The sequence below is a fragment of the Arthrobacter sp. UKPF54-2 genome, assembly GCF_007858535.1.
Taxonomy (GTDB): domain Bacteria; phylum Actinomycetota; class Actinomycetes; order Actinomycetales; family Micrococcaceae; genus Arthrobacter.
On sequence record NZ_CP040174.1, the window covers coordinates 865,218 to 885,168 of the forward strand.

The following is a 19,951-nucleotide window of genomic DNA, read 5'->3' on the forward strand; positions in this document are numbered from 1 at the left end:
CAGACGAGCTACCGGTGGGTGAAGTCGGGCTGCCGCTTCTCGCTGAACGCGGCCATGCCCTCCTTCTGGTCCTCGGTGGCGAAGAGCGAGTGGAAGACGCGGCGTTCGAACAGCACACCCTGGGCCAGCCCGGTTTCGAAGGCGGCGTTGACTGCTTCCTTCGCCACCATGGCCACCGGCTTGGACTTGGAGGCGATCACCGCGGCGGCCTTCACGGCCTCCTCGACGACGTCGGCGGCCGGGACCACGCGGGAGACCAGGCCGGCGCGTTCGGCTTCTTGGGCGTCCATAAACCGGCCGGTGAGGATCATGTCCATCGCCTTGGCCTTGCCCACGGCGCGGGTGAGGCGCTGTGAGCCGCCCATGCCGGGGAGGACCCCCAGGTTGATCTCGGGCTGGCCGAACTTGGCGTTGTCCCCGGCGATGATGAAGTCGCACATCATCGCCAGCTCGCAGCCGCCGCCCAGGGCGAAGCCGGACACCGCGGCCACCACGGGGATGCGCAGCCGGGTGAAGTCTTCCCAGCCGCGGAACCAGTCGGCGGCGTACATCTCCATGTAGCCTTTGGACTGCATCTCCTTGATGTCCGCGCCGGCGGCGAACGCCTTGGCGGAGCCGGTCACCACCACGGCACCGACTTCCGGGTCGGTGTCCATCGCCGTCACGGCGGCGACGAGCTCGTCCATGGTCGCCTTGTTCAGGGCGTTCAGCGCCTCGGGCCGGTTGAGCGTCACGAGGCCCACGCGGCCGCGGCGCTCCACCAGAATGTTTGTGTAGTCGGTCATGCCTGTCCCCTCGGCTGCTGTTCGGACTTGTCCCGGATGTCGGTGATGATGCCGGAGAAGTCCCGGCCGGCACCGCCTTCCGCGGCAAAGGTATCGTAAATTTCGGAGGCCAGCGGTCCCAGCCGGGCGGCGACCCCGGTGCTTTGGAGCGCGTTGAGGGCCAGCTTCAGGTCCTTGGCCATCAGTGCGCCGGCGAAGCCCGGCTGGTAGTCGCGGTTGGCCGGGCTGGTCGGCACCGGGCCGGGCACGGGGCAGTTGGTGGTCAGTGCCCAGCACTGCCCGGACGCGGCCGAGGCGACGTCGAAGAGCGCCTGATGCGTGAGCCCGAGCTTCTCACCGAGCACAAAGGCCTCGCTGACGGCGATCATCGAGACGCCGAGGATCATGTTGTTGCAGATTTTCGCGGCCTGCCCGGCGCCGTGGCCGCCGCAGTGGACCACCCGCTTGCCCATCACTTCGAGCATCGGCTTGAGGGCCTCGAAGTCCTCGTCGGCCGCGCCGACCATAAACGTCAGGGTTCCGGCCTCGGCGCCGACCACGCCGCCGGAAACCGGCGCGTCCACGGCCCGGTGGCCGGCCTCGACCGCCAGGGCGGAGGCCTCGCGGGCCTCGTCCACGTTGATGGTGGAGCAGTCCAGGAACATCGTCCCGGGCGCGGCGGCGGCCAGCAGGCCCGGACCGCCATCCGTGCCGCGGTACGCGTCCAGCAGGTGTTTGCCGCTGGGCAGCATGGTGAGCACGACGGCGGCGCCGGCGACGGCCTCGGCGGCGGTGTCCGCGGTGGCGATCCCGTGGGCGCGGGCGGCGTCCAGCGCCGCCGGCACCACGTCGAAGCCGGTGACGGCGTACCCGGCCTTGACCAGGTTGACGGCCATCGGGCCGCCCATGTGGCCCAGGCCCAGGAACGCGATGGGGCCGCCCTGCGCCGCGGGCTGCGGGGCTTCAGCAGGCGATGGTTCAGTCGCGGATGCTTCAGACATTGTCGTGCTCCTTCGAAAGCTTCAGTTCGCGTTCACCCAGCGGCGCGAAGTACGCCTCGACGTCGTCGCGGCTGACCTCGGCCAGGCTGGCCGGCTGCCAGTGCGGGGTGCGGTCCTTGTCCACCACCTGGGCGCGGATGCCCTCGCGGAAATCGGGCCCGGCGAGGAACCGCAGGCCCACCCGGTACTCCTGCTCCAGGGCTTCGGCGAGACTCAGCCCGCGGACGCGGCGCAGCGAGGCCAGCGCCACTTTGACAGCGGTCGGGGACTTGGCCGCGATTGTGTCCGCAACCTCCACGGCTTCCCCGCCCACGGTGCGCAGCCGGTGCAGGATCTCCTCGGCGTCGTCGGAGGAGTAGCAGGCGTCGATCCACTCCTGCTGCGCGGCCAGGACCGACGGTGGTGCTTCCCCGGCGAACCACGGGACGGCGGCATCCACCGGCTCCGTTTCCAGCGCCTCCGCCAGCTCCCGGAGTTGCGCGGAGGGAACGAAGGTGTCCGCGAGTCCCAGGAACAGCGCGTCGGCGCCGCTCAGGTGCGCCCCGGTGAGGGCCGCGTGGGTGCCGGTTTCGCCAGGCGAACGGGAGAGCAGCAGTGTCCCGCCGACGTCGGGCACAAAACCGATGGTGGTTTCCGGCATGCCCATCCGGGTGCGTTCGGTGACGATCCGGACCGAGCCGTGCGCGGAGATGCCCACTCCCCCGCCCAGGACCAGCCCGTCCATAAAGGCCACGTAGGGCTTGGGGTACTCGGAGATCAGCAGGTTCAGCCGGTACTCGACGGCCCAGAAGTCCGCCGTGGCGTCGCCGCCGCCCAGCATGTCCCGATAGATGGCCACAATGTCGCCGCCGGCGCACAGGCCGCGTTCGCCGGCGCCGTGCACCAGGACCGCGGCGACGGCGTCGTCGTCGGCCCACGCCGTGAGCTGCTCCAGCATCGCGGCAGCCATGCCGGCGGTCAGCGCATTGACGGCCTTGGGCCGGTCCAGGGTGATGACGCCGAGCCGGCCGCGGCGCTCGAAGCGGACCTCGGCGGGCTCTCCGGCTGCCTGTTCCGCCATCAGCTGCCTTCCGGCATCACGAAGCTGGCGCCCTGGCGGATGCCGGAGGGCCAGCGGGTGGTGACCGTTTTGGTCTTGGTGTAGAACCGGAACGCGTCGGCACCGTGCTGGTTGAGGTCGCCGAACCCGGAAGCCTTCCAGCCGCCGAAGGTGTAGTAGGCGATCGGCACCGGAATCGGGACGTTGATGCCCACCATGCCCACCTGGACGCGGCTGGCGAAGTCGCGGGCGGCGTCGCCGTCGCGGGTGAAGATGGCCACGCCGTTGCCGAATTCGTGCTCGCTGCACAGGCGCAGCGCCTCGTCGTAGTCCTCGGCGCGGAGCACGCTGAGGACCGGGCCGAAAATTTCCTCCTTGTAGATCGTCATGTCCTTGGTGACGTTGTCGAAGAGGGTCGGGCCCACCCAGAAGCCTCCGTCGTAGCCCTCGACCTTGAGGCCGCGGCCGTCGTTAAGGAGGCTGGCGCCTTCCTCGACGCCGGCGGCGATGTAGCCCTCGATCCGTTCCTTGGCGGAGGCGGCCACGACCGGGCCGAAGTCCGAGTCCTTGGCCAGGCTGTGGCCCACCTTGAGGTCCGCGATCCGTTCCTGCAGCTTTGCCACGAGCGCGTCGCCGGTGGCCTTGCCCACCGGGACGGCGACGGAGATGGCCATGCAGCGTTCGCCGGCGGAGCCGAAGCCGGCGCCGATCAGGGCGTCGGCGGCCATGTCCAGGTCCGCGTCCGGCATGATCACCATGTGGTTCTTGGCGCCGCCGAAGCACTGGGCGCGCTTGCCGTGCGCGGCGGCGGTGGCGTAGATGTACTGCGCGATCGGGGTGGAGCCGACGAAGCCGATGGCCTGGACGCGGGGGTCCTCGAGCAGGGCGTCCACGGCTTCCTTGTCGCCGTTGACCACGTTGAAGACGCCGTCCGGCAGCCCGGCCTCGGTGAACAGCTCGGCCAGGCGCAGCGGCACGGAGGGGTCGCGCTCGGAGGGCTTGAGGATGAAGGAGTTCCCCGCGGCGAGGGCGGGTCCGGACTTCCAGAGCGGGATCATGGCCGGGAAGTTGAACGGGGTGATGCCGGCGACGACGCCGAGCGGCTGACGCATGGAGTGGACGTCGACGCCGGTCCCGGCGCTGTCGGAGAACTCGCCCTTGAGCAGGTGCGGGGCGCCCGCTGCAAACTCGACCACTTCAATGCCGCGCTGGATGTCGCCTTTGGCGTCCAGGAAGGTCTTGCCGTGTTCGGAGGAGAGCAGGGTGGCGAGCTCGTCCATGTTCTGGTTGACCAGGTCCACGAACTTCAGCAGGATCCGGCCGCGGCGCTGCGGGTTCATGGCGGCCCATTCCAGCTGGCCTTTCTCCGCGTTGGCGACGACGTTGCGGACTTCCTCGGCGCTGGCCAGCGGCAGGCGGGCCTGGACCTCGCCGGTGCAGGGGTCATAGACGTCACTGAAACGCCCCGAGGTGCCCTCCACGTGCTGTCCGCCGACGTAATGGGAAAGCTCACGAACCATGATGGAATGCTCCTTTGCATGTGACCTAGATCATCTCTGCTCCCGAATATACTCGGACTTCCTACTAATCTCCAGAGAAGCCGGCGCGGGCAGGCAGCTCGGGCCGGACAGCCGCGGCCGCTCCACCTCCGGCCAAGGAAAGGTAAGTTAGGAACTGTGAAAATTGCTACCTGGAATGTGAACTCGCTCCGTGCACGCGCCGACCGTGTGGAGGCCTGGCTGCAGCGCACAGACTGCGATGTCCTGGCCATCCAGGAAACCAAGTGCAAGGACGAGAACTTCCCGTGGGAGCTCTTCGAACGGATGGGCTACGAAGTCGCCCACTTCGGCCTGAGCCAGTGGAACGGGGTCGCCATCGCCTCGCGGGTGGGCCTCGACGACGTCGAACGCACCTTTATGGACCAGCCCGCCTTCGGCAAGGGCGGCAAGGACGAGGTGCAGGAGGCCCGCGCGATCGGCGCGACCTGCGGCGGGATTCGGGTCTGGAGCCTCTACGTCCCCAACGGCCGGGCGCTCGATGATGAGCACATGCCCTACAAGCTCAGCTGGCTGGACACCCTCCGCGCCCACTCCGAGGGCTGGGTCCGGGCCGACCCGGACGCCCAGATCGCGCTGATGGGCGACTGGAACATCGCCCCGCGCGACGAGGATGTCTGGGACATCGACTATTTCCGCGCCGAGGGACTGACGCATGTCAGCGAGCCGGAGCGCGCGGCTTTCCGCGCGTTCGAGGATGCCGGTTTCGCCGACGTCGTCCGGCCGCACGCGCCCGGCCCCGGGGTCTACACCTACTGGGACTACACCCAGCTGCGGTTCCCGAAAAAGGAAGGGATGCGGATCGACTTCATCCTGGCCTCCCCCGCCCTGGCGGCGCGGGTGACCGGCGCCTCGATCGACCGCGAAGAGCGCAAGGGCAAGGGCGCCTCGGACCACGCTCCGGTCATTGCGGAACTGGCCGACTGATGAACGCCCGCCGGGGAAGCGCAGGCCCGCGATGACGGGAAACCTCTACCACGGCCAGGCCGGGTTGCCGTTTTCCTCGACGCTGCGGGTCTACGAGCCCCTGGAAGCCTTCCCCGCCGAGCAGCGGGAGGCCCTGCGGGCCGCGGGCGACCGCGCGGAGTCCCGCGCCGCCGTGGAGAACGCCGAGCTGCTGGCCTCGCTGGGCCGCATCACCCGCCCCGGCGGGGACCCCTTTCCCACCGGCCACACGGACCTGGTACGCGTCCTGGCCGTCAGCGACGGCGGACACGCCGCCGGCCGCGGCACGGGTTCCCGCCCTGCCGACCCTGAAAAGGCCGACGACGGCGAGGTGCTGCCGGCCAGGCTGCTGTACTGCCCCAGCCAGCTGGTTCTCCGGGCCGGGCTGGCGGCGAAAGCCCTGATGGAGGGAATCCACGGACCGCTGGCGCAGCTGCTGATCCCCGAGGAGCAGCGCGACCGGCACCAGGAGCGCATCGACCAGGTCAAGGCGCGCGAAGGCATCGGCCGGGTCCACACCCGTGCCTCGACCTGGGGGATCCCGTTCAGCTGGTTCTGCCTGTTCCAGGAATCCGACCCCACGGAGGTGGTGGAGTCCGGCGGGCGGATCATCACCGTGCGGATCCGGGCAACGCTCGGCGCCGCGCTGGAACGGGTCCGGCACGCCGTCGCCCACCTCGCCCTCGCCGCCCCGGATCTCGACATGCTCGAGGATCTGACGCAGCTCACCGAGTGGCTGGAGCTCTTCCACCCGGATTCTGTCGTGGAGCTCGACTACGGCGCGGTGGCGGACAAGGTCTACCCGGACGAGTCCCCGATGGACGTCCGGCTGGGCATCGAGTGCCTCGCCGAGGGCGACATGACGGGCGCGGCGGCCGCCTACAGGCGGCTTGCCTCCCGCTGGATTCCGATCCGGCAGCTGGCCCGCGCTTCCTAGGGAGCCTGTGCCGCCTGAGGTGCCGGAACCAGGGGCTCCGGAAGGCGCGGGGCCGCCGTCGTGCTCCGGACAATCAGCCGGTGCGGCGCCACGGTGGAACGCACTGCCCCCGCCATGCCGTCGAGTTCGTCCAGCAGCATTTTGGTGCCGAGTTCGGCCTGCTCGTCGGGCCGCTGGCGCACGGTGGTGAGGCCCACGGCGGCGGAGAATTCGTGGTCGTCGATCCCCACCACCGAGAGGTCCTCCGGGATCCGGACGCCCTCCCGGCGGGCCTCGAAGATGACCCCCATGGCCATCTCGTCCGAGGCGCAGAAGATCGCGGTGGGCTTGGGCCCGGGCCGGTCCCACAGCCGGCGGAACGCTTCCTGGCCGCTGTGGACGGTAAAGTCCCCCCACTCGTCCCACTCCGGCCGCACATCGAGCCCCGCCTCGGCCATCACATCCTGGAACGCCTTGATCCGCACGCGGGGAACGTCGAAGTTCAGGTCTGTCTCGTCGTCGCCGTGGAGCAGGGCTATGTCCTTGTGGCCCAGGCCGATCAGGTGGCGCACCGCGGTGGAGGCCGCCTCGTAGTCGTCAATCCCGATGTACGCGCAGCCCTCGACGTGGCCGCCGACGACGACGAGCGGGATGTCGATTTTCTGCAGGTGCTCCAGCTCCTCGCGGGTCAGCGCCATGCAGAGGACCAGCAGCGCGTCGATCTGCTTGTAGACCATGGTCTTGCTGAACAGCCGCTCGCGGTGGCTGCCGTGGCCGCCGAGATTGAACAGCGAGAGGTTGTACTGGCGGCCGTGCAGTTCCCGGTCCGCCCCTTCGATGGCTTTGGAGAAGAACCAGCGGCTGACGAAGGGGGCCAGCACCCCGATGGTCCGGGTGCGTCCGGTGGCCAGGCCCGAGGCCGAGGACGAGGCCACGTAGCCGAGTGCCTGCGCGATGTCGAGGATTTTCTCCCGGGTGGCGGGCGAGACCCGGGGCAGGCCCCGGACGGCGCGGGAAACGGTGGCGGTAGAAACACCGGCTGCCGCCGCCACGTCCTCGATGCTGACGCCGGAGTGGCCTCCGCGTTGCGCCCTGTCTGTTGTCCGTGCCACCGTGTCCCCTTGTCGTCCGGCCGCAGAAGCGTGGCCGGCGCGCCGCCCCCGGCGGCGCCGTTTTATCCTAGTGTCCGACGGGACCCCGGCGCCGCATTGACGCCCGGGTTCAGCGCCGCCGGGTGGCCGTCCGCACGGGCAGCCGGCGCCGGAGCCGGATCGTCCCGTACAGGGCCAGCAGCGTGCCCAGCAGGCCGAGGGCCCAGCCGAGGGCCGGCTGGGCGGTCACCTCCATCCAGACGGTGACCGCCAGCAGCACAACGGCCCAGAAGCCCAGGAACCCGATGATGATGTCGAAGTCCTCGCCCGAGCGCACCCTGCGGTGCGTGGGGCGGACCTCGCCCTGGTTCTGTCCGGCTGTCATGACAAACCCCCGCTCACGTGGCCGTCACTTGACGGCGCCCGCCGTGAGGCCCGCCACGATCTTGCGCTGGAACACCAGCACCAGGATCACCAGCGGGATGGTCACGATGGTTCCCGCCGCCATGATCGCCGTGTAGGGGATCTGGTTGGGCTGGGCGCCGGCGAAGCTCGCGATGGCGACGGTCACCGGCTGGGTCGCGTCACTGGAGAGCTGGCTGGCGATCAGGAATTCATTCCACGAGGAGATGAACGCCAGGATCGCCGTAGTGAAGATGGCCGGGGCCGCAAGCGGCATGATCACCTTGCGGAAAGCCTGGCCCTGCGTGCAGCCGTCAACCCGGGCCGACTCCTCGAGCTCCCACGGCATTTCGCGGAAGAAAGACGTCATGGTGTAGACGGTCAGCGGCAGCACGAACGAGATGTTCGGGATGATCAGGGCCTGGTAGGTACCCATCCAGCCGATGTTGGTGAACAGCTGGAACAGCGGGGTGATGAGGGCAACGCCGGGGAACATCGAGGCGCCCAGGATGAAGCCGAGCACCAGGTATTTGAACCGGAAGTTAAGCCGGGCCAGGGCGTACGCGGCGAACACACCGATCAGCAGCGACACCACGGTCACCACGGCGCCGATGAACACACTGTTGAGCAGTGCCTGGCCGAAGTGGTTGCCGAAGGAGGTATCGAAGGCGGTGTTGAAGTTGTCCAGCGTGACGTGTGTGGGCAGGATCGAGGTGTCGTAGGTGAAGCCGACCTCGCGGAAGGCCGTCACCACCATCCAGTAGGCCGGGGCCAGACACCAGATGAGGATCACCACGGCGCTCAGGTACGTGCGGCCCTGGGCCCACTTCTCCCGATTCTGGGCGGTCTTGCGCCCACGGTCCTGCTGCGCGCGCAGCTCGGTCGCGGCGGTGGTCATTTCTTCCCCTTACTTGCACCGGTCTGCTGTTCCACCACGTTCGCGCCGAGGAAGCGCACGAAGATGAAGGCGACAAGGAAAATGATGATGAAGGTAATGGTGGATAGTGCGGCCGCCACGTTGAAGCCCTGCCTGATCTGGTTGATCACCAGGATGGAGAGCGTGGTGGTGTTGTTCGCGCCGCCGGTCAGGATGTACGGCAGGTCGAACATGCGCAAAGCATCCAGCGTGCGGAACAGAATGGCCACCATCAGCGCCGGCTTCACCAGCGGCAGGGTGATCATCCGGAACCGCTGCCAGGCCGTGGCACCGTCCACCTTGGCCGCCTCGTAGACCTCTGCGGGAATCATCTGCAGGCCGGCCAGAATCAGCAGCGCCATAAACGGCGTGGTCTTCCAGACGTCCGCGATGATGACCGCCCACTTGGCCGGCCACTCGCTGCCGGTCCAGAGGATGGAGGTGCTGAAGAGCTTGTTGGCGATGCCCTCAAAGGCGAAGATGAACAGCCACAGCTTGGCCGTGACGGCGGTGGGGATGGCCCACGGCACCAGCACCGCGGCGCGGACCAGGCTGCGGCCCTTGAAGGTGCGGGCCATGATCATGGCCATCCAGAAGCCGAGCACGGTCTCGAAGGCGACGGTCACGACCGTGAAGAAGAAGGTCGTCGCCGTCGCGGACCAGAACTGGGACCCCAGGGTTCCCGGCGGGCAGGACACGGTGCCGCCGTCGGGCGCCGCGCACTGCTGGGCGAGCCAGTTGATGTAATTTGTGAAGCCGGCCGGCCCGCCCTCGGCGAACAGGCCGGTGGCGGGATCCAGGCCGGCGTCAGCCTGGAAGGACATAACGATCGCGCTGATGATCGGGTACACGATGACGATGGACAGCGCGATGATAGTGGGGGCCAACAGCCACGACGCCCATTTGCCCTGGCTTGCGATGGCGTTGTCTTCCCCCACACCCTTGGGTCCGTGGTGGAGCTCGGTCCCGCCCGACGCCGGCTTCTTGACCGGCGTCGGGCCCAATTCGGTTGCCATTGTGGACTACTTTGACTGGGTTTCGATGGACTTCTGCATGTCGGACAGCGCTGCTTCCACGGGCTTCTCGCCCTTGATGGCCGGGTAGGCGTTGTCCTGGATGGCCTTGGTCACGGCCGGGTAGAACGGGGTCACCGGACGCGGAACGGCGTTCTCGATCGAGGTCTTCAGCACCGGCAGGTACGGCAGCTTGGCGACCAGTTCCTGGTCGTCATAGAGCGCGGCCAGGACCGGAGCGAGCGATCCCTGCGTGGCGTAGAACTTCTGCGTTTCCTCCGAGTTGATGAACTTGAGGAAGTCCAGGGCAGTCGCCTTGTTCTTGGAGTACACGCTGATGCCGGCGCTGTGGCCACCGAGGGTAGAGGCGCCGGGGCCGGACTTGCCGGGAAGCGCGACCACACCGAACTTGTCTTTCACCTGGGATGCACCTTCAGTTGCCATGAGGCCGTAGGCGTAGGGCCAGTTGCGGAGGAACAGCAGCTTGCCGCTCTGGAATGCCTGGCGGGATTCCTCTTCCTGGAAGGTGATGGCTTCCTTCGGGATCTCCCCGTTCGCGTAGGCCTTGGCCAGATTCTCCAGGCCCGCCTTTGCCTCCGGGGTGTTCAGGTTGGGCTTGCCGTCCTTGTCCAGCACCGAACCGCCGGCGGAGTTGATCGCCTCGGAAGCGTTGACGGTCAGTCCCTCGTACTTCTTAAACTGGCCGGAGTAGCAGCCCATGTTGTTGCTCTTGGCGATGGAGCACATGCCCATCATCTCGTCCCAGGTCTTGGGCGGCGTGGGGACCAGGTCCTTGCGGTAGTACAGCATTGCGCCGTCGGAATCCTTGGGAGCCGCGTACAGCGTTCCCTTGTAGGTTGCACTGTCCACCGGCGGCTTCAGCATCTTGGACGTGTCGATCGCCATCTTGTCCTTGAGCGGCTGGAGCCAGCCCTTGGCGGCGAACTCCGCGGTCCAGACCACGTCGACGCTGACCACGTCGTAGCCGGCGTCCTTGGCCTGGAAGTGCTGGACGAGGTCATCGTGCTGCTGGTCGGCGTTATCCGTCTGCTCCTTGAAGGTGACCTTCTGGTCCGGGTGTGCGGCGTTCCACTTTTCGACGACCGGGCGGACAACGTTGTTGTTGTCCTTGCCCTGGACGTAGGTGATGGGACCCCGGCCGTCCATGTTGGCCGCCGCGTCGCCCCCTCCCGAGGTGCCGCCGCCGCCTCCACCGCCTGCACAGGCCGAGAGGGAGAGGGCCAGAACACCGGCCGCGGCTACGGGAAGTAGATACTTACGGGTTTTCATACAGGTGCTCCTCGCTGAGTACCGGTTGGACCGGTGGTGCAGTTGGTGTGGTGACCATCACACTAGCGACCCCGCGGTGAGGAATGCAAGCGTTTACATTAAACCTTTACGCAATGGAAACCGCAGGCGGGGCAGGCGTCCGGCCCCTACGGCCCCGGCCCGCCGCGGCGGCGGGCCGGGTGGGGCGGGCGTTTCGGGTGGGGTAAATGTTGCTAAGAACTCACCGCCCTCGCGCGGGGCTTCCGGTCAGCGGACGCGTTCGGCGCGGCCGAACCTGGAGCGGGCGCCGGATCCGATGTGGATCAGCACGGGCGTGCGCTTGCCGACGACGGCGTCGAGCGCCTGCACCAGGGCCGAGATTTCCGCGGCCAGGATGTGCGGGGCCACGCCCTGGCGTGGCTGCACCCTGACCCGCAGTGCCGGTTCGCCCTCGAACTCGTAGGTGGCCACCGTGGCGCCGGCCAGGTCCGGCCGGTCGGCCAGGGCGGCCCTGAGGGCCTGTTCCGCCACGCCGCCGCCGATCCGCACGCTGCCCGGGACCTCGCCGGCGTCGTCCTCGGCGACGAGCAGGTTGGCGCGGCCTTTCCCCTGTTGCGCCAGCCAGGCCACCATGACCCCGATGACGGCCAGCAGCAGGACCACCATGACAATCCACAGCCAGCTCTCGGACCGGCCGGGGAACCGGGTGCGGTCGAACAGTCCGCGGACGGCGCCCCACACCCCGGCGGACCAGCCCTGCCACCAACTGCCCACGGCAGGCACGGTGGCGAGCAGCACGAGCAGGGTTCCGATGGCGAGGAGTTTGGCGCCGAGGATGCCGATCAGGATCCGGTTGAGGATCCGCGGGGTGCCGTTCACGCGCCGATCACCCCCGAGGACGCAAGGTTGACGCGGACCTCGGGCATGGGCGAGAGCGCCATGTCGCGGAGTTCCTCCGTCACGGCGTCCAGCACGTCCGTTTCGCGCAGCGGTACGCCGGAGGTGGGCCGGATGTTGACCAAGACCTGGCGCCGCGATACCACCACCATCACCTGCTCCTGCGTGACGTTGGCCGCCAGCCGGGCACGCCTGGCCAGCGCCGAGGCGATCACCTCGTCATCAACCACGACGGCAGCCCGCGGATCGGCGAGGATGTGCCGGGCACGCCGTCCGGGCAGCACCGCGTTGAGGAAAAAGAAGAGTCCGGCGGCAAAGACGACGGCGCCGGTGACGCCGAGCAGCAGCGGGTCGACGCCGGCGGGAAGGGCGGTGATCCGGTCAGCCGCGGTTTGCGGGTCGATCAGCCACGGCGGCTGCCCGACGGCGCGCACCGCGGTCTCCAGCAGGGCGTAGCCACACAGCCCGATAACCAGGATGGCCGCGATGGCGGCGGCGAAGGCGCGGGAGGAACTGGTCTCGCGGGCCAGGACGCGCTCCATTCCGGCAGCCCCGGGGCGGCTCCCGGGGCCGGCGCCGGGGGCCGCGACGGTGCCGGCTCCGGTTTCCCGGGTCCCGGCCTCCCGGGGCACGGCGCCGTCGCCATAGTGGCGTTCCGTTGCGTGGCTCACCGGACCCTCCCGCCGTCGCTGACGCTGGCGCCACTGATGCGGATGTCCACCCGGCTCAGCTGCGCGCCGCTGAGTTCCGTCACGCGGCGCAGGATCTGCGATTTCGCGACCACGGCGCGGTCCCAGATGGGGCCGCCGAAGCCGGCTACGCGGGCCGGGTCCCGCAACACGGCAGTCAGCGACGGGACGGCGATCGGTGTGACGAGCGAGAGGGCCAGCAGGCCGCCGTCGTCGGTCCAGTCCGCCCGGACGTCCTGGGCCGGCACGCCGAGCGCCTCGGCGGCGGCGGCGCGGGCGACGCTGGTGAGGGCCTGGGTGCTGATCCGGTTGTGCCCGGCCAGCGGGCGTCCTGCGGGGACGCTCATGAGGAGGAACGCCGGCCCGTGATGGCGTCAAACACGCTGCGCAGGTCCAGTTTCCCTTCTGCCGCCCGGCCCAGCAGTGCGCCGAGGGCCATGAAGAGCAGGGAGCCCAGGAAACCCCAGACGCCGAATGCGAAGGACATAAAGGCCAGGAAGGCGCCGGCGGCAAGGCCGACTACGGTCAGGTTCACTGGAGTGCCTCTCTCACGGGCCGGGTTTCGCCGGGGGCCGGCGGCTTGGGTGGGCCGGGGACGAAGACGTCGTGGATTTCAATGTTGACTTCGATGACCTGGAGGCCGACGAGTTCCTCCACGGCGGTGTAGACCGCGGCGCGGATCTGGTCCGCCAGGGGATGCAGCGGGGTGCCGTAGAGCGCCACGAGGTCAATGTCCACGGCCACCTGGGTCTCGCCCACCTCGGCGCGCACCCCGGCGGCGTGGTCCGTGCTGCCGACGGCGTCGCGGAAGGCGCCGAGGGCGCGGGACGGGCCGCTGCCGAGCGAGTACACCCCGGGGACGGCCCGGGCGGCGATGCCGGCCACCTTGGCGACGGCGGCTTCGGATATCACGGTGCGGCCGGTCGCGGCACGCGCCGTCTCCGGCGGGCCCGCCTCAAGGCCCGGCGCGGATTGAGGATCCTGGTACTCCATCTGGCACTCCCCCTTCTCTTTGACACCACCCTAGTCCTTGGGGGCGACCGTGGGGCCGGATCGGCGGGATTTAGGACGGGCCGCCGGGGTTGAGTCGGCCGGCCGCCGGGGTTGAGCCGCCTACTTGCAGTTGGCGGCGATCCAGCCCGTCACCGGTGCCATGGCGTCCTGGAACTTGCCGCTGGAGTAGACGGTCTGGTCGCTCAGGCCGGCCACGGCTACCTGGTTGAGTTTTGCGAAGTCGGCCTTCAGGCTGTCCGGGACCCGCTCGGCCGTGCGGCTCAGTTCGGCCTTGAGCTGTTCGAGTTCGGCAGTCTTGCCCTGCGCCGCCGAGAGCGGGAACAGGGACGCGCCGGTAGCCTGCTCCGAAATCGTCTTGCACGCCTCGGCCGCCGTCGGGAAGTCGCCGTAGGGGCCCGAGGACTTGGTGGGGCTGGGCGTTGCGGAGGCGGACGCTGCCGGGGCGGAGGACGACGGCGGCGCCGCGGCTTCCGGCGCCGAACAGGCGGTCAAGGCCAGGGCGGCGAGCAGGGCGGCGGCGGTCAGCGGGCGTGCAGTCTTTTTCAAAGTCACTCTTCTGGTCGAGATTGCGCCGCGGCCCCGTCCTCAGGACGGACCGCGGCAATGGCGTCTTCCCCAGCGTGCGAGTTTAGCCGGGTCTGTCGGCGTGTCTCCAAACCCGGCCCCCGCCGTCGAGCACTCATCGATTGCTCCGTAAGCGCCGTTTTGGCGTCCCAAAAGGGCCACTACGGAGCAACGGATGGAGGTGCCGGGCCGCGGGGTGAAAGATCGATCCGCTAGGATCGGCGTCGAACGAGGCGGCGGCGGTGCCCGGCGATCCACCTCAGCCAACGACTGGATGCGACGGACCTAGTCCGGGGAACAGAAGGGTGCACCTCTGAGATGATTGCGCTGCTGCTTGCTGCGGGCTTGGCCCTGATCTTGGCGTTGGGCGGCACGCCGGTGCTCGCCCGCTACCTGGTGAAGAAGAACTACGGCCAGTTCATCCGCGACGACGGGCCCACCTCGCACCACACCAAGCGAGGCACTCCCACCATGGGCGGGGTATGGATCATTGGTTCCGTGGTCATCGCCTACTTCGCAACCCACGGCATCATGACGATGCTTGGAGTGGCCTCGGCAGGCCCAACTGCCTCGGGACTTCTGCTGCTCATGGTCACCGTCGGCATGGGCCTTGTGGGCTTCTTCGATGACTACATCAAGGTTTCCAAACAGCGCAGCCTCGGGCTCACTGCGCCGGCGAAGATCATCGGCCAGACGGCGGTCGGGGCCACGTTCGCCATCCTCGCCCTCAGCTTTCCCGACGAGAACGGCCGCACGCCCGGCTCCACCGCAATCTCCTTCGTCCGGGACACGCCGTTCGACTTAGCCTTTGCCGGGCCGCTGATCGGCGCCATCTTGTTCATCCTGTGGTCCATCTTGATGCTCACAGGGGCATCCAACGGCGTGAACATCACCGACGGGCTCGACGGCCTCGCCGCGGGGGCGTCGATCCTAGTCTTCGGTGCTTACATGCTGATGGGCATCTGGCAGTTCAACCAACGATGCGCTGATCCCAGTGTCCCCGCCAATATCTGCTACCAAGTGCGGGATCCGCTGGACCTGGCCCTGATAGCCGCCGCACTGTGCGGCTCGCTCGTCGGATTCCTCTGGTGGAACACCACGCCGGCGAAGATCATCATGGGCGATACCGGGTCACTCGCCCTCGGTGGCGCCATCGCGGGGTTCGCCATTTTGTCGCGCACCCAGCTGCTCCTGGTCATCATGGCCGGGCTGTTCGTGATGATCACCCTGTCCGTCATCATCCAGGTGGGCTTCTTCAAACTCTCCGGAGGCAAGCGCGTCTTCCTCATGACGCCGCTGCATCACCACTTTGAATTGAAGGGCTGGGAACAGGTGACCGTGGTGGCCCGCTTCTGGATTATTGCGGGCTTGTTCGTCGCCGCCGCCCTTGGGATCTTCTACGCAGAATGGGTTGTACTGCTGTAAACGAAAAACCCCGGCCGCGCCCTGCACCGGGGGAATAGGAGCCTCCGCCGCCCTGTTGGGCTTTGGTGTGAAGAAGATCGGATTCCTGTCCTTCGGCCATTGGACCGACCACCCAGAATCCGGCACGCGCACAGCGGCGGACGCGCTGCTGCAGGCGATCGACCTCGCCGTCGCGGCCGAGGAACTGGGGGCGGACGGCGCGTACTTCCGCGTCCACCACTTCGCCCAGCAATATGCGTCCCCATTCCCGCTGCTTGCTGCGATCGGGGCAAGGACCAGCCGCATCGAGATCGGTACCGGCGTGATCGACATGCGCTACGAGAACCCGCTCTACATGGCGGAGGACGCCGGCGCGGCAGACCTGATCTCCGGGGGCCGGCTGCAGCTGGGCATCAGCAGGGGGTCACCCGAGCAGGTCATCGAGGGCTGGCGCCACTTTGGCTTCGCTCCCGCTGCGGGCGAGTCCGACGCCGACATGGGCCGCCGGCACACCGAGCGTCTGCTCGAGGTGCTCACTGGTGAGGGATTTGCGGCGCCGAATCCGCGCCCGATGTTCCCGAACCCACCCGGTCTGCTGCGCGTGGAGCCGCACTCGGAGGGTCTGCGCGAGCGTATCTGGTGGGGTTCCGGCTCGAACGCCACTGCCGTCTGGGCAGCCAAGCTTGGCATGAACCTGCAGAGCTCCACGCTCAAGGACGACGAGAGCGGCAAGCCGTTCCACATCCAGCAGGCGGAGCAGATCGAGCTCTACCGGCAGGCCTGGAAGGAAGCCGGGCACGAGCGGGAACCGCGCGTTTCGGTCAGTCGCAGCATCTTCGCACTCACGGACGAACGCGACTGGCACTACTTTGGCCGGGACCGCCGGAGTTCGGACCAGGTGGGCAACATCGACGAGAAGACCCGGGCAATTTTTGGCCGGTCCTACGCGGGCGCACCGGACGAACTTGCCGCCAAGCTGGCCGAAGACGAGGCGATCGCAGCCGCAGACACGCTGCTGCTCACTGTCCCGAACCAGCTTGGTGTCGACTACAACGCCCACGTGATCGAATCCATACTCCAGCACGTGGCGCCGCAGCTCGGCTGGCGCTGAGCCGCCCGGACGGCGAGAGGACGACTTCCCGACGTCGGCGCCCCGCCGTCCGCGCCGGCCCACGCTTCACGCTGGCAACGAAAAAACCCCGCAGTTCCCGTGTAAACACTGGGAACTGCGGGGTTCTAGCTGGTGGCTCCGACCGGCGTCGATCCGGTGACCTTTCGATTTTCAGTCGAACGCTCTACCAACTGAGCTACAGAGCCTAGGTGACGTGTCACCTTGACGGCCGGAATTTCTTCTGGCAATCAGAGCGACCCTGACGGGACTTGAACCCGCGACCTCCGCCGTGACAGGGCGGCGCGCTAACCAACTGCGCTACAGGGCCTTACTTTTACTACTGTTTCTTGCTGCTTGCAGTATCGCTACTGCAATTTTTCAAGGCCTTTAGCCTACCAGACTTTTTCATCCGGCTTGACCAGTTCCTTGCGTACCCCCAACGGGATTCGAACCCGTGCCGCCGCCGTGAAAGGGCGGTGTCCTAGGCCGCTAGACGATGGGGGCCAGGACGCCATCCGGTAGACCCACTGAAACGAGGGCAAAAAACAAGGGTCGAAGCCTTCCGTTTTGCGCCCTTCGGGTTCCTCCGAACTGGACCTATAAAACTATAGGGCCAACTTCCGGAAACTCCAAAATCGGCCCCGGAACCCGGGAATACGCCCCGGTCAAGGTCTGGACAAGGCGGGTGCGGCTGTGCGGATGATGGGCAGATGGACGCCGTCGCTGCCCTGACCGAGATCGCCTTTTGGCTCGAACGCGAGCGTGCCACCACCTTCAAAGTCCAGGCCTTCCGGAAGGCGGCCGATCTGATCGCCGGCCTCCCGCCCGAGGAACTGGCCGCGAGGAGGCGGGACGGCCGGCTCAAGCGCACGAAGGGGATCGGCGACCGGACGTTCGAGGTGATCGCCCAGGCCGTCGACGGCGGGGTCCCCGACTACCTCGCGGACCTGCGCGAACGCGGCGCCACCCCGCTCGCAGAGGGCGGTCACGAACTGCTGGCCGGCCTCCGCGGGGACCTGCACACGCACAGTCACTGGTCCGACGGCGGGTCCCCGGTGGAGGCCATGGTGGATGCTGCCCGGATGCTGGGCCGCGAGTACCTGGCCCTGACCGACCACTCGCCCACGCTGCGGATCGCGAACGGCCTGAGCGCCGAACGCCTGAGCGAACAGCTGGACCTGGTCGCCACGATCGATGCCGGCAACCCGGGTGTCCGCCTGCTTTCCGGCATCGAGGTGGACATCCTGGAGGACGGGACACTGGACCAGACCCCGGAACTGTTGGACCGCCTGGACGTTGTGGTGGCGAGTGTGCACTCGAAGCTCCGCGCGGACAGCCGGACCATGACCCGGCGGATGCTGGCCGGAATCGAGGACCCGCACACCCGGGTGCTGGGCCACTGCACCGGCCGGCTCCTGAGCGGCTCGCGGGGGGCGCGGCCGGCGTCGGAGTTCGATGCGAAACGGGTGTTCGCGGCCTGCGCAGACCACGACGTCGCCGTCGAGATCAACGCCCGGCCGGAGCGCCAGGACCCGCCGGATGAACTGATCCAACTGGCGCTCGACGCCGGCTGCCTCTTCAGCATTGACAGCGACGCGCACGCCCCGGGCCAGCTGGACTTCCTGCAGTACGGCGCGGAGCGGGCCGCCCGGAACAACGTGCCCGCGGAGCGGATCATCACCACCTGGCCCGTGGACCGGCTGCTGGCCTGGTCCCGGCGAGGCAAGTAGGCGCGGCGACGAGGTACGGCCAGGCCAGGCCAAACGGCCGCGCCGCTCAGGCCAGCAGCAACACGGCCAGGGTCACCATCACGACGGCGATCACGGCGTCGAGCACCCGCCACGCCGCCCGGCGCCGGAACAGCTCGGTCAGGAACCGTGCCCCTGCGCCGAGCGCGGTGAACCACGCGATGCTGCCCAGGCCCGCCCCGGCGGCGAACCACCACCGCCCGGATTCGCCCTGGGCAGTCGCGAGCGAGCCGAGGAGCAGCACGGTGTCCAAGTAGACGTGGGGGTTGAGCCAGGTGAAGGCGAGGCAGGTGGCCAGCACGGCCGCCCGGCTGCCGGCGGGTTTGTCTCCGGCCTGGTCCAGCTGCTGCCCGCGGACCGCCCGCCAGGCCGCGAGCGCCCCATAGGCGAGCAGGAAGGCGCCCCCGGCCCACCGGATCACCACCAGGGCGGCCGGCGCCCGGTCCAGCAGGACGCCGATGCCGGCGACGCCCAGCAGGATCAGCAGCAGGTCCGACACGGCGCAGACTGCCACCACCGTGGCGACGTGGGAGCGTTGGATGCCCTGGCGCAGCACGAAGGCGTTCTGCGCGCCGATGGCGACGATGAGGGACAGCCCGGCGGACAGGCCGGAAACCAGGGGGAAGATCACTGTTCCACGGTAGGGTCCGCATCCAGATGAAACCAGTTAAACTTTCTGCGCATACATAAGATGAGCTAATGATCGACATCTCGCCCGAACAGGCCCGGACGCTGGCGGCCATCATCACGCATGGCAGCTTCGACGCGGCGGCCGCCCACTTGTCCGTGACTCCCTCGGCCATCAGCCAGCGGATCCGTGCCGTCGAGGCAGCCGTCGGCCGTCCGGTGCTGACCCGGGCCCGGCCGCCGGGGCTCACGGAGTCCGGCCAGGCCGTGGTGCGGTTCGCCCGGCAGCTGGAGTTGCTCTCCGCGGACCTCGCCGAGGAGCTGGAGCCGGCGGAACCCCACGGGCGGACGCGCCTGACCCTGGTGATCAACAGCGATTCACTGCACACCTGGGCCCTGGCCGGCCTGGCAGCAGTCGGGGACACCATCCAGCTGGAGATCCTCCGCGAGGACCAGGAGCACTCGCTGGACCTCCTGCGTGCCGGCGCCGCGGCTGCCGCGATCACGGCGACGGCGGCGCCGGTCCCGGGCTGTTCCTCGCGCAGGCTGGGCGTGATGCGCTACTTGCCGGTCTGCGCGCCGGAGTTTTCCCGCCGCTGGTTTGAATCCGGCGTCACGGCGGCGGCGCTGGCCCAGGCCCCGGTGCTGGTCTATGACCGCAAGGACGATCTGCAGGACCGCTGGTTGCGCCGCTTCAGTCCCTCAGCCCTCCAGCCGCCGCGGCACTACGTCCCGGCCGCCCAGGAGTTTGGTGACGCCATCCGCTGGAGCATGGGGTGGGGCCTGATGCCCGAGATCGAAATCGGCGAGGACCTCCGGGCCGGGGCACTGGAGCTCCTCGGTCCCGCCACCCCCGTGGACGTCGCCCTGTACTGGCAGCAGTGGCGGCGGGGTTCGGCGGCGCTGGGCGAGGTGGCGGACGCCGTCCAGGCGGCCGCCCGCGTCCTCCGGTGAGGCCGGCCGGACCCCTGCCGGACCAGCGCCC

Annotated in this window: 22 protein-coding genes and 3 tRNA genes; 6 read left to right on the plus strand and 19 right to left on the minus strand. The window is 68.5% G+C overall.

The window, feature by feature from the left end; all coding sequences use genetic code 11:
* Window positions 1–8: 8 nt before the first annotated feature.
* From E7Y32_RS03830 to E7Y32_RS03845, 4 genes are read right to left on the minus strand one after another with little or no spacing between them, the layout of a single operon-like run.
* On the minus strand, window positions 9–785 hold the full coding sequence (locus E7Y32_RS03830; RefSeq protein WP_146335957.1) for an enoyl-CoA hydratase: 777 nt from the start codon (window positions 783–785) through the stop codon (window positions 9–11).
* Complete coding sequence (gene mmsB / locus E7Y32_RS03835; protein WP_146335958.1) at window positions 782–1,765, minus strand: 3-hydroxyisobutyrate dehydrogenase; 984 nt, start codon at window positions 1,763–1,765, stop codon at window positions 782–784. The genes E7Y32_RS03830 and mmsB overlap by 4 nt, the downstream gene beginning before the upstream one ends.
* Window positions 1,758–2,825: an enoyl-CoA hydratase/isomerase family protein gene (locus tag E7Y32_RS03840; protein WP_146335959.1), complete on the minus strand. Its 1,068-nt coding sequence runs from the start codon at window positions 2,823–2,825 to the stop codon at window positions 1,758–1,760. Before E7Y32_RS03840 ends, mmsB begins: the two co-directional genes overlap by 8 nt.
* Window positions 2,825–4,324, minus strand: a complete 1,500-nt coding sequence (locus E7Y32_RS03845; RefSeq protein ID WP_146335960.1) for a CoA-acylating methylmalonate-semialdehyde dehydrogenase — start codon at window positions 4,322–4,324, stop codon at window positions 2,825–2,827. Before E7Y32_RS03845 ends, E7Y32_RS03840 begins: the two co-directional genes overlap by 1 nt.
* 156 nt (window positions 4,325–4,480) lie before the next feature.
* On the opposite strand from E7Y32_RS03845, the gene E7Y32_RS03850 reads away from it, so the two are divergent.
* Both E7Y32_RS03850 and E7Y32_RS03855 read left to right on the plus strand, forming a co-directional pair.
* Complete coding sequence (locus E7Y32_RS03850; RefSeq protein ID WP_146335961.1) at window positions 4,481–5,287, plus strand: exodeoxyribonuclease III; 807 nt, start codon at window positions 4,481–4,483, stop codon at window positions 5,285–5,287.
* A gap of 31 nt (window positions 5,288–5,318) precedes the next feature.
* Complete coding sequence (locus E7Y32_RS03855; protein ID WP_146335962.1) at window positions 5,319–6,242, plus strand: hypothetical protein; 924 nt, start codon at window positions 5,319–5,321, stop codon at window positions 6,240–6,242.
* Here the strand turns inward: E7Y32_RS03855 and E7Y32_RS03860 are convergent.
* From E7Y32_RS03860 to E7Y32_RS03910, 11 genes are all read right to left on the minus strand, one after another.
* Window positions 6,239–7,333 (minus strand): LacI family DNA-binding transcriptional regulator, encoded by a 1,095-nt coding sequence (locus tag E7Y32_RS03860; RefSeq protein WP_146335963.1) that lies wholly within the window; start codon window positions 7,331–7,333, stop codon window positions 6,239–6,241. The two genes, E7Y32_RS03855 and E7Y32_RS03860, sit on opposite strands and share 4 nt — an antisense overlap.
* Window positions 7,334–7,442: 109 nt before the next feature.
* Window positions 7,443–7,697: a hypothetical protein gene (locus E7Y32_RS03865; RefSeq protein WP_146335964.1), complete on the minus strand. Its 255-nt coding sequence runs from the start codon at window positions 7,695–7,697 to the stop codon at window positions 7,443–7,445.
* Window positions 7,698–7,721: 24 nt separating this feature from the next.
* Window positions 7,722–8,612, minus strand: a complete 891-nt coding sequence (locus tag E7Y32_RS03870; protein ID WP_146335965.1) for a carbohydrate ABC transporter permease — start codon at window positions 8,610–8,612, stop codon at window positions 7,722–7,724.
* Window positions 8,609–9,646, minus strand: coding sequence for a carbohydrate ABC transporter permease (locus E7Y32_RS03875; RefSeq protein ID WP_146335966.1), 1,038 nt, complete (start codon window positions 9,644–9,646; stop codon window positions 8,609–8,611). The genes E7Y32_RS03870 and E7Y32_RS03875 overlap by 4 nt, the downstream gene beginning before the upstream one ends.
* 6 nt (window positions 9,647–9,652) lie before the next feature.
* Window positions 9,653–10,933: an ABC transporter substrate-binding protein gene (locus E7Y32_RS03880; RefSeq protein ID WP_146335967.1), complete on the minus strand. Its 1,281-nt coding sequence runs from the start codon at window positions 10,931–10,933 to the stop codon at window positions 9,653–9,655.
* A 246-nt stretch (window positions 10,934–11,179) separates the two neighbouring features.
* Window positions 11,180–11,791, minus strand: coding sequence for a hypothetical protein (locus E7Y32_RS03885; RefSeq protein ID WP_146335968.1), 612 nt, complete (start codon window positions 11,789–11,791; stop codon window positions 11,180–11,182).
* Complete coding sequence (locus E7Y32_RS03890) at window positions 11,788–12,351, minus strand: DUF6286 domain-containing protein (RefSeq protein ID WP_146338204.1); 564 nt, start codon at window positions 12,349–12,351, stop codon at window positions 11,788–11,790. Before E7Y32_RS03890 ends, E7Y32_RS03885 begins: the two co-directional genes overlap by 4 nt.
* Before the next feature lie 125 nt (window positions 12,352–12,476).
* Complete coding sequence (locus E7Y32_RS03895; protein ID WP_146335969.1) at window positions 12,477–12,845, minus strand: hypothetical protein; 369 nt, start codon at window positions 12,843–12,845, stop codon at window positions 12,477–12,479.
* Window positions 12,842–13,033 carry a hypothetical protein gene (locus E7Y32_RS03900; RefSeq protein ID WP_146335970.1) on the minus strand — a complete coding sequence of 64 codons (192 nt, stop codon included), beginning with the start codon at window positions 13,031–13,033 and terminating at the stop codon, window positions 12,842–12,844. The genes E7Y32_RS03895 and E7Y32_RS03900 overlap by 4 nt, the downstream gene beginning before the upstream one ends.
* Window positions 13,030–13,491, minus strand: a complete 462-nt coding sequence (locus E7Y32_RS03905) for an Asp23/Gls24 family envelope stress response protein (RefSeq protein ID WP_146335971.1) — start codon at window positions 13,489–13,491, stop codon at window positions 13,030–13,032. The genes E7Y32_RS03900 and E7Y32_RS03905 overlap by 4 nt, the downstream gene beginning before the upstream one ends.
* 120 nt (window positions 13,492–13,611) lie before the next feature.
* Window positions 13,612–14,064: a hypothetical protein gene (locus E7Y32_RS03910; protein ID WP_261382529.1), complete on the minus strand. Its 453-nt coding sequence runs from the start codon at window positions 14,062–14,064 to the stop codon at window positions 13,612–13,614.
* A gap of 330 nt (window positions 14,065–14,394) precedes the next feature.
* Here E7Y32_RS03910 and mraY point away from each other — a divergent pair, with 330 nt between their 5' ends.
* Complete coding sequence (gene mraY / locus E7Y32_RS03915) at window positions 14,395–15,501, plus strand: phospho-N-acetylmuramoyl-pentapeptide-transferase (protein ID WP_146335973.1); 1,107 nt, start codon at window positions 14,395–14,397, stop codon at window positions 15,499–15,501.
* Window positions 15,502–15,568: 67 nt separating this feature from the next.
* Window positions 15,569–16,591: an LLM class flavin-dependent oxidoreductase gene (locus tag E7Y32_RS03920; RefSeq protein ID WP_146335974.1), complete on the plus strand. Its 1,023-nt coding sequence runs from the start codon at window positions 15,569–15,571 to the stop codon at window positions 16,589–16,591.
* A gap of 130 nt (window positions 16,592–16,721) precedes the next feature.
* On the opposite strand, the gene E7Y32_RS03925 is transcribed toward E7Y32_RS03920, so the two are convergent.
* The 3 genes from E7Y32_RS03925 to E7Y32_RS03935 form a co-directional block, all read right to left on the minus strand.
* A tRNA-Phe gene (locus E7Y32_RS03925) sits at window positions 16,722–16,797 on the minus strand.
* Between the two features lie 48 nt (window positions 16,798–16,845).
* Window positions 16,846–16,919, minus strand: a tRNA-Asp gene (locus tag E7Y32_RS03930).
* A gap of 103 nt (window positions 16,920–17,022) precedes the next feature.
* Window positions 17,023–17,095: transfer RNA gene (locus E7Y32_RS03935), tRNA-Glu, on the minus strand.
* A 206-nt stretch (window positions 17,096–17,301) separates the two neighbouring features.
* Here E7Y32_RS03935 and E7Y32_RS03940 point away from each other — a divergent pair.
* Window positions 17,302–18,321 (plus strand): PHP domain-containing protein, encoded by a 1,020-nt coding sequence (locus E7Y32_RS03940; RefSeq protein WP_146335975.1) that lies wholly within the window; start codon window positions 17,302–17,304, stop codon window positions 18,319–18,321.
* A gap of 46 nt (window positions 18,322–18,367) precedes the next feature.
* Here E7Y32_RS03940 and E7Y32_RS03945 read toward each other — a convergent pair whose 3' ends face one another.
* The gene (locus tag E7Y32_RS03945) at window positions 18,368–18,970 is read right to left on the minus strand and encodes a LysE/ArgO family amino acid transporter (protein ID WP_146335976.1); all 603 of its coding nucleotides are present in this window, start codon (window positions 18,968–18,970) and stop codon (window positions 18,368–18,370) included.
* 68 nt (window positions 18,971–19,038) lie between these two features.
* On the opposite strand from E7Y32_RS03945, the gene E7Y32_RS03950 reads away from it, so the two are divergent.
* On the plus strand, window positions 19,039–19,920 hold the full coding sequence (locus E7Y32_RS03950) for an ArgP/LysG family DNA-binding transcriptional regulator (protein WP_146335977.1): 882 nt from the start codon (window positions 19,039–19,041) through the stop codon (window positions 19,918–19,920).
* Window positions 19,921–19,951: the final 31 nt, after the last annotated feature.

Excerpts from the sequence above, each read along its gene's own strand:
- E7Y32_RS03830 (WP_146335957.1), bottom strand. The coding sequence starts at position 785 with ATGACCGACTACACAAACATTCTGGTGGAGCGCCGCGGCCGCGTGGGC.
- E7Y32_RS03875 (WP_146335966.1), bottom strand. The coding sequence starts at position 9,646 with ATGGCAACCGAATTGGGCCCGACGCCGGTCAAGAAGCCGGCGTCGGGC.
- E7Y32_RS03895 (WP_146335969.1), bottom strand. The coding sequence starts at position 12,845 with ATGAGCGTCCCCGCAGGACGCCCGCTGGCCGGGCACAACCGGATCAGC.
- E7Y32_RS03890 (WP_146338204.1), bottom strand. The coding sequence starts at position 12,351 with ATGGAGCGCGTCCTGGCCCGCGAGACCAGTTCCTCCCGCGCCTTCGCC.
- E7Y32_RS03845 (WP_146335960.1), bottom strand. The coding sequence starts at position 4,324 with ATGGTTCGTGAGCTTTCCCATTACGTCGGCGGACAGCACGTGGAGGGC.
- E7Y32_RS03950 (WP_146335977.1), top strand. The coding sequence starts at position 19,039 with ATGATCGACATCTCGCCCGAACAGGCCCGGACGCTGGCGGCCATCATC.
- E7Y32_RS03940 (WP_146335975.1), top strand. The coding sequence starts at position 17,302 with ATGGACGCCGTCGCTGCCCTGACCGAGATCGCCTTTTGGCTCGAACGC.
- E7Y32_RS03865 (WP_146335964.1), bottom strand. The coding sequence starts at position 7,697 with ATGACAGCCGGACAGAACCAGGGCGAGGTCCGCCCCACGCACCGCAGG.
- E7Y32_RS03880 (WP_146335967.1), bottom strand. The coding sequence starts at position 10,933 with ATGAAAACCCGTAAGTATCTACTTCCCGTAGCCGCGGCCGGTGTTCTG.
- E7Y32_RS03840 (WP_146335959.1), bottom strand. The coding sequence starts at position 2,825 with ATGGCGGAACAGGCAGCCGGAGAGCCCGCCGAGGTCCGCTTCGAGCGC.
- E7Y32_RS03905 (WP_146335971.1), bottom strand. The coding sequence starts at position 13,491 with ATGGAGTACCAGGATCCTCAATCCGCGCCGGGCCTTGAGGCGGGCCCG.
- mraY (WP_146335973.1), top strand. The coding sequence starts at position 14,395 with ATGATTGCGCTGCTGCTTGCTGCGGGCTTGGCCCTGATCTTGGCGTTG.
- mmsB (WP_146335958.1), bottom strand. The coding sequence starts at position 1,765 with ATGTCTGAAGCATCCGCGACTGAACCATCGCCTGCTGAAGCCCCGCAG.
- E7Y32_RS03870 (WP_146335965.1), bottom strand. The coding sequence starts at position 8,612 with ATGACCACCGCCGCGACCGAGCTGCGCGCGCAGCAGGACCGTGGGCGC.
- E7Y32_RS03855 (WP_146335962.1), top strand. The coding sequence starts at position 5,319 with ATGACGGGAAACCTCTACCACGGCCAGGCCGGGTTGCCGTTTTCCTCG.